This window comes from Streptomyces sp. NPDC001393 (assembly GCF_053597455.1).
In genome coordinates this window covers 359399-371600 of the sequence record NZ_JBSFIH010000001.1, presented here as the reverse complement: position 1 = coordinate 371600, position 12202 = coordinate 359399, and the positions used below count along the sequence as shown (strand labels likewise).

At 73.3% G+C, this 12202-nt stretch carries 12 protein-coding genes; 6 read left to right on the top strand and 6 right to left on the bottom strand.

All coding sequences use genetic code 11. The annotated features are described in order from the left end of the window. Positions 1-14 precede the first annotated feature (14 nt). On the top strand, positions 15-485 hold the full coding sequence (locus tag ACWC2T_RS01655; protein WP_450668457.1) for a hypothetical protein: 471 nt from the start codon (positions 15-17) through the stop codon (positions 483-485). A gap of 10 nt (positions 486-495) precedes the next feature. Further along, positions 496-2625, top strand: coding sequence for a hypothetical protein (locus ACWC2T_RS01650; RefSeq protein ID WP_450668456.1), 2130 nt, complete (start codon positions 496-498; stop codon positions 2623-2625). On the opposite strand, the gene ACWC2T_RS01645 is transcribed toward ACWC2T_RS01650, so the two are convergent. Beyond that, on the bottom strand, positions 2567-4603 hold the full coding sequence (locus ACWC2T_RS01645; RefSeq protein ID WP_450668455.1) for a bifunctional glycosyltransferase 87/phosphatase PAP2 family protein: 2037 nt from the start codon (positions 4601-4603) through the stop codon (positions 2567-2569). The two genes, ACWC2T_RS01650 and ACWC2T_RS01645, sit on opposite strands and share 59 nt — an antisense overlap. A 413-nt stretch (positions 4604-5016) precedes the next feature. On the opposite strand from ACWC2T_RS01645, the gene proP reads away from it, so the two are divergent. The 3 genes from proP (at position 5017) to ACWC2T_RS01630 (ending at position 8411) form a co-directional block, all read left to right on the top strand. Next, positions 5017-6390 (top strand): glycine betaine/L-proline transporter ProP, encoded by a 1374-nt coding sequence (gene proP, locus ACWC2T_RS01640; RefSeq protein ID WP_450668454.1) that lies wholly within the window; start codon positions 5017-5019, stop codon positions 6388-6390. Positions 6391-6588: 198 nt separating this feature from the next. After that, positions 6589-7692, top strand: a complete 1104-nt coding sequence (locus ACWC2T_RS01635; RefSeq protein WP_450668453.1) for a DUF2330 domain-containing protein — start codon at positions 6589-6591, stop codon at positions 7690-7692. A 47-nt stretch (positions 7693-7739) separates the two neighbouring features. Next, on the top strand, positions 7740-8411 hold the full coding sequence (locus tag ACWC2T_RS01630; RefSeq protein ID WP_450668452.1) for an O-methyltransferase: 672 nt from the start codon (positions 7740-7742) through the stop codon (positions 8409-8411). A 31-nt stretch (positions 8412-8442) separates the two neighbouring features. Here ACWC2T_RS01630 and ACWC2T_RS01625 read toward each other — a convergent pair whose 3' ends face one another. After that, positions 8443-8835 carry a hypothetical protein gene (locus ACWC2T_RS01625; RefSeq protein WP_450668451.1) on the bottom strand — a complete coding sequence of 131 codons (393 nt, stop codon included), beginning with the start codon at positions 8833-8835 and terminating at the stop codon, positions 8443-8445. Between the two features lie 115 nt (positions 8836-8950). Between ACWC2T_RS01625 and ACWC2T_RS01620 the strand changes: the two genes are divergently transcribed. Then, the gene (locus ACWC2T_RS01620) at positions 8951-9379 is read left to right on the top strand and encodes a DnaJ family domain-containing protein (RefSeq protein WP_450668450.1); all 429 of its coding nucleotides are present in this window, start codon (positions 8951-8953) and stop codon (positions 9377-9379) included. Here the strand turns inward: ACWC2T_RS01620 and ACWC2T_RS01615 are convergent. From ACWC2T_RS01615 to ACWC2T_RS01600, 4 genes are all read right to left on the bottom strand, one after another. Continuing rightward, a complete protein-coding gene (locus tag ACWC2T_RS01615) occupies positions 9368-10249 on the bottom strand; it encodes a hypothetical protein (protein ID WP_450668449.1) in 882 nt (293 codons plus the stop codon). The genes ACWC2T_RS01620 and ACWC2T_RS01615 overlap by 12 nt on opposite strands. Before the next feature lie 5 nt (positions 10250-10254). After that, positions 10255-10833 (bottom strand): hypothetical protein, encoded by a 579-nt coding sequence (locus ACWC2T_RS01610; RefSeq protein ID WP_450668448.1) that lies wholly within the window; start codon positions 10831-10833, stop codon positions 10255-10257. Positions 10834-10918: 85 nt separating this feature from the next. Further along, entirely contained in the window at positions 10919-11374 is a 456-nt protein-coding gene (locus tag ACWC2T_RS01605) for a nuclear transport factor 2 family protein (RefSeq protein WP_450668447.1), read from the bottom strand. Positions 11375-11433: 59 nt separating this feature from the next. Next, positions 11434-12156, bottom strand: a complete 723-nt coding sequence (locus tag ACWC2T_RS01600) for a helix-turn-helix transcriptional regulator (RefSeq protein WP_450668446.1) — start codon at positions 12154-12156, stop codon at positions 11434-11436. Positions 12157-12202: the final 46 nt, after the last annotated feature.

Sequence of the window (12202 nt, the reverse complement as noted above, 5' to 3'; positions counted from 1 at the left end):
GGGAGGCGGGCACAGTGACGGACATAGCGGAGCTGACGGCGGTGGCGGCGGGCGGTGGCCTGGTCATCGCGCAGGCGGCCGGACAAGCCGCCGGGCAGGCCGCCGGAACGGCCGTGTGGGAGTTCCTCCGGACACGTGTCGCGCGGGTGGTGGGCCGGGGCGACCGGGGCCAGGAGGAAGGAGCGCTGGACCGACTGGACCGTACCCGCGACGCGCTGGCGGCCGCTCGGGACGACGACGAGCGGGAGCGGGTGCGGGCCACGCACGCGCAGTTGTGGCAGGGTGAGTTCCTGTCCCTGCTCGGGGTGCTGAACGCGGCCGAGCAGGAGCGGGCGGTCTCCGAACTGCGGTCACTGGCACAGGACTTCGGAGGAAACACCAGCCCCGACCGTCCGGGAGTGCACGACAACACCTTCAACGGCGGCACCGCCTTCCAGATCGGCGACAACAACCACATGAACCCCCGCTTCGGGTCGGACGACTGACCGGCTCCGCATGACCGGCTCCGGCGAGAACAGACCGGGTGGCGTGTCGGGCAACACCTTCAACGACATCGCCAACTTCCAGGTCGGCGAGCACAACACCATGCTCGTCCACACCTATGTGTCCGCCGGTGCGCCACTGGACCTGGCCGCCGACGAACTCGCCCGCGCCGTCCGCGCCCAGTGGCAGGAGGAGGCCGGGCTGCGGCGGCTGCTCGACCCCGCCCCGCTGCCGGTGCGATGGCGTCTGGGCGGGCACGGGATCACCGGGCCGGTGGGCGCGGCGACCGGCGAGGGCAGCCGGGCCCGGTTCGCCCCGGTGCCCGGACTGACGCCGGTCACCGGCGAACGGCTGCGCGCGGGTGGCGGGCTGCGCGAACTGCACGATGTGTACGGCGGGTTGGCGTCCGGCCGGTTGCTGCTGATCGGGCCGCCCGCCGCGGGCAAGACGGCCGCCGCCGTGCTGCTCCTGCTGGAGGCCCTCGCCCACCGGGAGGAGGCCGGGCGGGAGGACCGGGCGCGGACGCCGGTGCCGGTGCTGCTGTCCCTGGAGGGCTGGGACGCTGCCGGGCAGACGCCCGTGGACTGGGTGGTGGGGCAACTGGCCCGCGCCTACACCCAGTTCCGTGGGCGCGGCGGGCGCGAGCAGGCCAGGGCACTGGTGACGACGGGCCGCATCGCGCTGTTCCTGGACGGGCTGGACGAGGCCGACGAGCGGGCCCGGGCGGACATCGTGGGCGGCCTGGAGCCGGCGCCGTTCCGGCTGGTGCTGCTCTCCCGCACCGCGGAAGCCGTCGCCACCGCCCGGAAGGCCCGGCTGGGGGGCGCGGTCGCGCTGGAACTGGAGCCGGTACGGCCCGCCGACGCCGCCGACTATCTGCTGCGGCCACTGCCCGATCCACCGCCGCGGGCCTGGCGCGCGATCAGCGACCATCTGCTGGACGGGACATCCGCGGGCCGGCCGGTGGCCCGCGCACTCACCAGTCCGCTGGCCGTCGCCCTGCTGCGGGACGCCTACGCCGACGACGGCCCGGTCGACGAGCTGCTGGACGCCACCCGTTTCCCCGGACCGCGTGCCGTCGAGGACCATCTGCTCGACCGTGCGGTCACCGCCGCGTACACGGCACGACCCGGCTACCCGAGGCCCCGGTACACACCACAGACGGCGGAACGCACCCTGCGGTTCATCGCCCGGCGGCTCACCCGGGAAGGCACCCGGGACCTGCGCTGGTGGCACATCCCCGCATGGGTGGCCCCGCGGACGAAGATGGCGGGCGCGAGCCTGCTCGTCGGCGCGCTGTATCTGGCCCTCGGGTTCTGCGTCCTGCAGTCACTTCCCGGCTGGGCCCCGTGGCTGTCCGTCTGGGCGGCGGTCACGTGCGCAGGCCTTGCCGGAATGCGGGTGCGGGACCTCAGCGCTCCGCAGCGGCTGCCGAGCGCCGGATGGCGGGACATCTTCCCCCGGGGCTCGCTGCTCAACGCGGCCTGGAACTGGTTCGCCGTGACCTTGACCAGCTGGCTTCTCTTCCGGCTCCTCAGCCTCCTCTGGGGAGGCTCCGCCCTCCCCTTGTGGCTGTGTGCCGTGGGTGCGGTGCCGGCCGCGTTCCACCTGGCGCTGGCCGCCGGCCGGGGGCACGATCTCGTGGTCGGCATCGTCCTCGGGCCCGAGGCCGGGTACGAGCGGTACCGGGTGCGGCGACGGTGGTGGTGGCGGCCGGTCGCGCAGAGCCGGTCGGTCGGCTCCCGCGAGGTCTGGCGGCACCATATCGGGCTGCGGCTCGCCCTGGGAGTGCTGACCGGCCTGTCCGTGGGCCTGTTCGTGGGGGTCCTGTTCGACTCGCACTACGACCGGCGCAGCGGTGTCGTGTCCGGCCTCTGCGCGGCTGTGTTGCCCGCCCTGATGTCCGGCCCCCTCGGCAACCTGGCCGTCATCACCGCTCTCACCGCCGTGGAGCTGCGCGTGCGCCTGGGCACCCCCGTACGCCTGATGTCGTTCCTGGAGGACGCCCGGCGCCGCAATCTGCTGCGGGCGACGGGCCCCGTCTACCAGTTCCGGCACGCCCGGCTCCAGGAGCGGCTTGCGGTCAGCTCCAGGCCGGAGTCCGGACGGAGACGGACTCCTCCCGGGCCGCCGCCGTACTGACCACGCGCGCCCTCGGTCCCTGGAACAGGTACGACAGCCCGAAGCCCGCGCCGACGACCGCCGCGCCGCCCACCGCGTCCAGCACCCAGTGGTTGCCGGTGGCGATGATGGCCGAGACGGTGAGGAGGGGGTGCAGGAGGCCGAGGGCCTTCATCCACCACCTCGGGGCGATGACCGCGATGACCAGGCCGCACCACAGGGCCCAGCCGAAGTGCAGCGACGGCATCGCCGCGTACTGGTTGGTGAGCGCGGTCAGGGTGCCGTAGTCCGGCTTGGCGAAGTCCTGGGCGCCGTGGACGGTGTCGATGATCCCGAGACCCGGCATCAGGCGCGGCGGGGCCAGCGGGAAGAGCCAGAAGCCGATCAGGGCGAGGAAGGTGGCGAAGCCGAGGGAGGCGCGTGCCCAGCGGTAGTCGACGGGGCGGCGCCAGTAGAGGACGGCGAGGACCGTCAGGGGCATCACGAAGTGGAAGGACTCGTAGTAGAAGCCGAAGAAGTGCCGGAGCCAGCCGATCTTCGCCATCGTGTGGTTGGCCCAGTGCTCGATGTCGATGTGCAGGAAGCGTTCGATGCCGAGGACGATGTGGCCGTGGTGCTCGGCGCGGGCCCGGCCGCCGGAGGCGGTGCCGCCGGTCGCGGCGAGCCGCACCTGCGAGTAGGCGGCGTAGACGACCCGGATGAGCAGCAGCTCCAGGAGGAGGTTCGGGCGGGTGAGGACGCGGGGGAGGAAGGGGAGCAGGGGGACGCGTCGGAAGCGGGCCGGGACCGGCTGCGCGTACTTGGCCGGGGTCGGGGTCTGGTAGTGGGGGGAGGTGCGGGACAGGAAGGGGACGGCCGTGGCGGCGGCCAGTGCCGCGAGCAGGACGAGGTTGTCGCGCAGCGGGTGCATCACCGTCATGTTCGGCAGCATCATCCTGGCCGGCAGGGTGGTCACCAGGATCATCGCGACCGGCCAGACGTACCGGTCGGAGGCCCGCCCGCCGACCCGGCCGACCATCGCGAGCAGCACCCACAGCAGCTGGTGCTGCCAGGCGGTGGGAGAGACGGCGACGACGGCGCAGCCGGTGATGGCCACGGCGAGCAGGAGTTGGCCGTCGTGGGCGTAGCGGACGGCGCGGCGCAGGGCGAGCGCGGCGACGCCGGCGCTCAGCAGAAGGAAGAGGGTGATCTCCAGCGGGCCGGTCAGGCCCAGCCGGAGCAGGCCGCCGTGCAGGGACTGGTTGCCGAGGGCGTCGGCCCTGCCGCCGAGGCCGGTCCCGGCCATGTGGTGCACCCAGTACGTGTACGAGTCGTGCGGCAGGGCCGCCCACGCGAGCGCGGTGCAGGCGGCGAAGGTGCCGGCCGTGGCGGCGGTGGCCCGGCGGCGGCCGGTGAACCACAGCAGCGGGGCGAACAGCAGCATGGTCGGCTGCAGCGCGGCAGCCAGGCCTATGCACAGGCCGCTGCCCCGCTGTCCGCGTACGGCGAAGCAGCCGAGCAGGACGAGCAGGACCGGGATGATGCTGGTCTGGCCGAGCCACAGGGCGTTGCGGACCGGCAGCGACAGCATGAGCAGGCTGATCGCGACCGGCGCGGCCAGCAGGGAGGTGCGGCGGCCGACCGGCTGGGGCAGCGCGCGGGCGGCCACCAGACCGAGGGCGACGACCAGCAGCAGGGTGCCGAAGGTCCACCCCCAGCCGAGGGCGGCCTGCGCGGACTTGGTGAGCGGTTTGAGGACCAGGCCGGCGAAGGGGGTGCCGGTGAACCGGGTGGAGTCGTAGAGCGAGCCCTTCACGTGCAGCACGCCGTGGGGGCCGACCCAGGTCTCCAGGTCGGTCAGCCGTTCGCCGCTCGGCGTGGTGAGGACGACGGTCAGCTGCCGTACCGCGAGGATCGCGGCCACCGCCCACAGGGCGAGCCGCGCCGCGCGCAGCCGTGTCCCGGCCGGGGCCGTGCCGAGTGTGTCCGCCGCTCGCCCGCTGTGCTCCACGTTCGCCACGCCTCGCCGGCCTCCCGCCCCGTTTGGTCCCGGCGCCGGTCACGCCGGATTCCTCTGAGAACCCTGTGAGGGTCCAAGCCCTCTGAAGAAGGACGCGGGAAACCCCGGATTCACCTGCAGTCCGCCCTCCTTTTGTCCGAAAGCTGTCCGGAAGACGACAGTCGGGCGACAGTCGGCGGAGGGGCCGGTTGCCCGGACAAGGCGCGAGAAGGATCACAGCGCGGGACCGGAGTGGCTGGTCATGAGCGGGCAGACGTACCTGCATAGGCAGCGTTTAGCTGCACTGTGCAGTTGAACGCATGCGTGACGTAAGGGGTCGAAGTCCCCCTATGGTCGGTTTTCGGCCCGTTCCCCGGCAGCGCCTCCGTACGGACCGCGTCCCTGTCCCCGTCGAAAGGTAGGCGAGCCCCGTTTTGGCGACCGCCACAGCCGTCTCCCCGTCCCTCCCGAAGACCCGGCGGGCCGCCCAGGCCCGTGACGTCACCGTCACCGACCCCGCGCTCGTCAAGCGCGCCGTGAAGGCGGCCGCGCTCGGCAACGCGATGGAGTGGTTCGACTTCGGTGTCTACAGCTACATCGCGGTCACCCTGGGCAAGGTCTTCTTCCCGTCCGGCAACCCGACCGCGCAGCTGCTGTCGACCTTCGGCGCCTTCGCGGCGGCCTTCCTGGTCCGGCCGCTCGGTGGCACGGTCTTCGGTCCGCTGGGCGACCGGGTGGGCCGCCAGAAGGTCCTCGCCCTCACGATGATCATGATGGCGGCGGGCACGTTCGCGATCGGCCTGATCCCGTCGTACGCGTCGATCGGCGTGGGCGCGCCGCTTCTGCTGCTGGCCGCCCGGCTGGTGCAGGGCTTCTCGACCGGTGGTGAGTACGCCGGCGCGTCCACCTTCATCGCCGAGTACGCCCCCGACAAGAGGCGCGGCTTCTTCGGCAGCTGGCTGGAGTTCGGCACGCTGGCGGGCTACATCGGCGGCGCGGGTCTGGTCACCCTGATGACCGCGCTGCTGTCCTCGGCGGACCTGGTGTCCTGGGGCTGGCGCATCCCGTTCCTGATCGCGGGCCCGATGGGCATCATCGGCCTGTACCTGCGGATGCGGCTGGAGGAGACCCCGGCGTTCGCCGCGGAGGTTCAGAAGGCGGAGGCCGCCCGGCCCAAGGTGCCGCTGCGCGAGATGGTCGCGGGCCAGTGGCGGGCGCTGCTGCTGTGCATGGGCCTGGTGCTGGTCTTCAACGTCACCGACTACATGCTGCTGTCGTACATGCCGAGCTACCTCACCAGTGAGCTGAAGTACGACGAGACGCACGGGCTGCTGGTCGTGCTCGGCGTGATGGCCCTGATGATGATCGTCCAGCCTTTCGCGGGCGCCCTGACCGACCGTGTCGGCCGCCGCCCGGTGATCGCGGCGGGCTGCGCGGGCTTCCTGTTCCTCTCCGTCCCGGCCGTGCTGCTGATCCGCCAGGGCAGCCTGCTCGCGGTGGGGCTGGGCATGGGCGCGCTGGGTCTGCTGCTGGTCTGCTTCACGGCGGCCATGCCGGCCGCGCTGCCCGCTCTCTTCCCGACGCGGGTGCGGTACGGGTCCCTGTCCATCGGGTTCAACGTGTCGGTGTCCCTGTTCGGCGGGACGACGCCGCTGGTCGTGACCGCGCTGATCGGGGCGACGGGGAACATGATGATGCCCGCGTACTACATGATGGCGGCGGCTGTCGTGGGTGGGTTCGCGGTGTGGCGGATGTCCGAGTGCGCGGGTCGGCCGCTGCCGGGTTCCGCGCCGGCAGTGGAGCGGTAAGCGCCGTAGGGGTGCGGGTGCGCTGCCGGGTGCGGGTCCGTCGTGGCCGTTCGCGCCCACGCGGCGGAGCCGCATATCGAACACAGCCCCGCGCCCCTGGGGTGTTGCGGCCGCCGCACGCCTGGAACGCGCCGCAGCTCCCCCCGGCCCAACACCAGCACCGGAACCGTTTGCAGGCACGGCGCCGTCTGTTGCGCCGTGAAACAAGCCCGCGCCCGCATACTCACCCTGGTCCTCGCCCTGCTCGGCATACAGCTGAGCTGGCTCGTCGCCCCCGCCTACGCCTGTGGGTGCGGGGCGATGGTGCCGGATCCGGCGACGGAGATTGCCGTCGCCCAGGAGCAGTCCGTGCTGCGCTGGGACGGCCGCGAGGAGCAGATCGTGATGCGGCTGACGGTGAACGGCGACACGCGACACGCCGCCTGGATCATGCCCGTCCCGCACCGGGCGACCGTCCGCCTCGGCGACCCGGCCCTCTTCGACCAGCTCGCCACGGCCATCCAGCCCGTCCACCGCACCCGGTACTACTTCTGGCCGAAGAACGGCGACTGGCCCTTCGACAGCCGTGACATGGACGCCGCCGCACCCCCCGGGGCGGCCGGCGGCGTGGGCGTGGTCGGCCGCCAGCGGCTCGGCCCCTTCGACGTGGCCCGGCTGACCGCCACCGACCCCGCGGCCCTCGGCGACTGGCTGCACGCCCACGGCTTCGCCCTGCCCGACCACCTGCGCACGGCCCTGCAGCCGTACGTCGACCGGCACTGGGAGTACGTGGCCGTCCGCCTCGCCCCGGACACCCCGGACACCGCCCTGCACGGCGCGCTGGACCCCCTCCACCTCACCTTCTCCGCCGACCGACCGGTGTACCCGATGCGGCTGTCCCGCCTGGCCCGCACCCCGCAGTCGCTCGGCCTGTACGTCCTCGCCGCGCACCGCATGGAGACCCGCACCGACATCGGGGGCCTGCAGCCCAGCGTGGTCTTCGCGGGCCGCCTGCGCACGACCGCCGGCACCCTCGGCAGGCTGGCCGCCGGCACGCCGTACCTGACCGCGCTCACCCAGCAGTTCCCCGAGCCCGCCCGCATCTCCGGCGACCACGAGCTGCGCCGGGCCGCCGCCGACACCCCGGTCCAGCAGGTGGTCTACGACTACCGGATGCGTGCGGTCGCCGGGGTCCCGGCCTGGCTGCTCACCGTGGGCGGAGCACTGCTGCTGGTCGCGGCCGCCGTCGCCGTGCTCGTCGTACGGTGCTCCCGGCGGCCGGTGAATCCGTCGATGATCACCCCGTCGGCGCCCGTCGGCTGAGACGATGTCGGCGGGAACGGCAGGCACTCGGGAAAGGCAGCAGGAGCATGAGCGACTCCCAGCTCTGGGACGACGTCGACGACTACTTCACCAGCCGGCTCGCCCCCGATGACGAGGCGCTGCGGGCGGCCCTGCGGGAGAACGACGCAGCCGGTCTGCCGCAGATCTCCGTCACGGCGGCGCAGGGCAAGTTCCTCCAACTGCTCGCCCAGGTGCAGGGCGCGCGGCACATCCTGGAGATCGGCACACTCGGCGGTTACAGCACGATCTGGCTGGCGCGGGCCCTGCCCGAGGACGGCAGGCTGGTGTCGCTGGAGTACAACGCCCGGCACGCGGAGGTGGCCTCCCGGAACCTCGCCCGGGCCGGCCTGGACCGGGTCGCGGAGGTGCGGGTGGGCCCGGCCCTGGAGTCGCTGCCCAAGCTCGCCGACGAGAACCCGGCCCCGTTCGACCTGGTGTTCATCGACGCCGACAAGGCCAACAACCCGCACTACGTGGAGTGGGCGCTGCGGCTCACCCGCACCGGCAGCCTGATCGTCGTGGACAACGTGGTGCGCGGCGGCCGGGTCGTCGACGCGGAGAGCACCGAGCCCGACGTCGTGGGCACGCGCGCCGCGATCGAGCTCATCGCCACCCACCCGAGGCTGACCGGCACCGCGATCCAGACGGTCGGCAGCAAGGGCTACGACGGCTTCGCGCTGGCCCGGGTGCTGGACTGAGCCGGTCCCGGTCCGATGCCCGGTCGGGAGCCTAAACCTCGTGGTAGAAGCCGACGTTGACGCTGCGCGGCGCGGTGCGGTCCTGGACGACGATCTCGCCGGACCCGCCGCGCGGCAGCGGTACGGTCGCGCCGTAGCCGACGGGCTGGGCGTACTCCCCGACCATCAGCCGCACTTCGGCCGACGGCTCGGCCTGTGAGCCGCGCAGCCAGGTGAGTTGCCAGCCGCCGTCGGGGCCGCACAGGAACTCCAGATGGACCCGGGAGACGAACAGCCAGTCGTCGGGGGTGACCAGCCGGCACACGGAGGCGTCCCGGCCGACCCGGAGCACGGCGCCCGGCTCGCTCGGCGCGTCGGCCATCGTCATGCCGGCCGTGGCACCCGCGTCGGCCCCGGAGACGGTGGCCATGGTGAGTTCGAGCACGCGCGTTTCCCCCTGTACGACCAACTGCACGACCATCGTTGCACGGCGGCCGGATTGCCGTGCCGCCGCCGCATGATAAAACGCCCGGCACAGCCGCGTCCGGCACAATGGGTTCATGACCGAGCGAAAGCCACCGGGTGTGCCGTTCGAGTCCTGGGTCGACAAGCAGATCCGCGACGCGCAGGGGCGGGGTGAGTTCGAGCGGCTGCCGGGCGCGGGTGAGCCGCTGCCCGCCGAGATCGACTCCGCCTACGACGAACTGTGGTGGATCAAGCGGAAGATGGCGCGCGAGGGTCTGTCCGTGCTCCCGCCCGCCCTCGCCCTGCGCAAGGAGGCCGAGGACGCGCTCGCGGCGGCCTACGCGGCGCCCTCCGAGCGGATCGCGCGGAAGATCATCGAGGACGTCAATGTCAAGATCAAGGACATGATGTTCAAGCCGCCGCCCGGTCCGCCGCTGGGCAGGAAGCCGTACGACGTCGAGGAGGTCGTACGCGAGTGGCGGCAGCGCAGGGCTGCCGCCAGGCCTGGTCCCTCACAGGTGTAGCAGGCGCCCGGCCAGCTCCTGGTAGTCACGCAGAGCCAGCCTCAGCTGCTCGGTGTCGGTGTCCGAGCCCGGTCCGCGGTCCTCGGACGCCTCCCAGGAGCGCCGCAGCGTACGCCGCCGCCGCGCCACGGCCTCTGCGAACCGCCCCGCGATCTCCTCCAGCACGTGATCGGCCTGCTCGACCGCACTCCGGGGCTCGTCCACGAACCCGGCGGCCAGCCGGCGCATCGCCTGCTCCCAGCGGTCGGTCTCCTCGTGGGGCAGCAGGGGGGCACCGGCGCCGGAGGGAGCGGGGGCCGCACCGGCGGCCGGTCCGGCTCCCGCTGCGGTCGCGGCCGGCGCCGTCGGCCAGGCGTCCGGCTCCCTGGACTCGGTGGTGTGCGCATCGCGCGCGCTCACATCACCGGGGGACGGAACCCCCAGCCCGTCGTCCGGCATCGGACTCTCATACCCCCCACCGCCCTCACGGGACCCACCGCCCTCACGGGCCATCCGACTCCCACCGGGCATCCGACTCCCACCCGGCGCCCCGCTGTCCCCCGGCACACGGCCCTCGCCGGGCATCCCGCCCTCGTCGGGGGTCAGGGCCTCGGTGATCGGTCGGCTGGTCGTGGGGTCCGGTCGGTGTATGGGGGTGTCCTCCGGGGTGAGGTCGTCGGCGGTCAGGCCGTTTCTGCCGGGGCCGATCGAGCCGGGGAGGTGGTACGTGGCGCCCGGCGGGGGCTCGTCGGGGAGGCGTTCCTCGGGTAGGGGGTCCGTTGGGGTGTTGCGGCCCACGGGCATGTCCTCCGGGGTCCAGTCCTCGTCCGGCGGCCGCCGGAAACGGCCGGTGGAGCGCTCGTCGCCGGTGCCGCCCGTCCTGTCCGACATGATGCTCAACTCCCCTTGTTCCGGGAGGGGTGGGTCAGGTCGTCGAAGAGGGCGCGGGCGCCGACGAGCGCCGTACGCATCTCCTCGGTCCCGGAGCCGGCCTCGGTCAGCGCGTCGCGCGCCCCGGCACGGGCCGCCCGGTGGACCTGCCGGTAGCCGTCGACATGGTCGGCGTGGTGCACGGACAGCGCCGCGAACTGCTCGTCGTAGCGCCCGCCGTCCGGGTAGCCGCGCGCGGCCGCGAGCTCCGCGAGCAGCCGGTCGGCCTCGGCCACCGCCTGCCGCGGCGACCGCACGAAATGTTCCTGTACGGCCGTCCAGCGGGCCGCGTAGTGCTCCCGCCCGACCGGGTCCAGCGGCCGTTCCCGCAGGTCACCGTAGCGCTCGATGCGCTCGGCCAGCTCCCGTTCGGCGGCCCTGGTGTCCCCGTCGTGCAGGGCGACGGTCCGCTCGTACTCGGGGCCGAAGCGCCGCTTCAGGCGGGGCCCGCCGTACGGTCCGCGCCCGCGCAGGATCGGAGCGGTGGCGGCGGCGATGATCGCGACCGCCACGACCACGGTCAACACGATCATGCCGGTGGACATGGCTGACTTCCGACTTCCGATCGGACCGGCCCCACTGGCCGGCTCCCCCTCCGGGTGACCCGGAAGGGGAGGCGACAAACGGTGGTCAGTCCGCGAAGCGGCGCAGTCCGGTCACCGACCACACGGCCGAGATGCGCCCGTCCACCACCTCCAGCAGATCGATCCCGCTCTTCTGGGCGCCGTCGGCCAGGGTCACGTACCAGCAGCAGGCGACCCGGCCCTGCTCGCCGTCCACCGTCGGCGAGCCGTCGACGGTGAAGCGCAGTCCGGGCTTCTCCTCGCGGAAGGCGGAGACCAGGCCGACCATCCCGGCGGGGCCGGACACCTCGTCGGTGACGGCACCCCTGTCGGGGTCGTTCGCGAAGCGGATGCGGAAGCCGGGTGCGAGGAAGGCCTCCGGGTCGCCGAAGTCGCCGTTCCACAGCGCGGTCCAGCGGTCGCAGAGGGCGGTACCGGCCGCAGGGGTGAGGACGGTTGTCTGCTCAGTCGTGCTCGGCTGTGTCGTGCTCTGCGGTGTCGTTGCATGCCGTGTCGTCGTCATGGGCATCAGCCTCCGCCTCCCCCGCGACACCCCCCTGTCGGTGATTGCCGTCACATCCGTCAGACCACCGTCGCCGCGTCGAGCGGTACGACGTCGGAGCCGAGCGTGTCGAGGGCGGCGAGGTCGACGGCTCGGTGCGGGGCCCGCTCGTCCAGGGCCGTGGCCGCGCGGACCCGGTCCAGCCGGAAGCCGCGCGGGGCGTCGCGCAGCCGGCACCACCCCGCCAGATACCAGTACTCCTCCCCGCCGAGGAAGCCGAGCGGTTCCACGTCCCGCACGGTGACCCGGCCTGCGGCGTCGGCGTAGTCCAGCCGCAGCACCCGGCCCGCGGTCAGCGCCTCCCGCAGCGGTCCGGGCACCACGGGACCGGCGGGCCGCTCCGGGCGGGCGGCCGGCACGAGCAGCCGTACCCGCTCGGTCAGCTCGGCCGCGGCCCTGCGCTCCCGTGCCGGCATCACGGCCAGCACCTTGTGCAGCGCGCTGCGCGCGTCCGCCGCGAACGGCGTCCCGGCCAGGGCGTGCAGGGCGACGGCGAGGGCGGTCGCCTCGGCCGGGGTGATGGTCAGCGGCGGCAGCGTCCGCTCCTTGTCGAGCACGTACCCGCCGCTGCGGCCCGGCTCGGCGTGGATGGGCACCCCGGACTGCTGCAACGCGGCCAGGTCCCGCTCGACGGTGCGGACGCTGACCTCGAAGCGCCGGGCGAGCGCACGGGCGCTGCGGGGCCGGGGAGCGGCGGCGCGCAGCTCCTCGACGAGGGCGTAGAGGCGGTCGGTGCGGTTCACGGCAGACAGTCTGCGGAAATTCGCTCGGCCTTGCGGGGACGGCCGC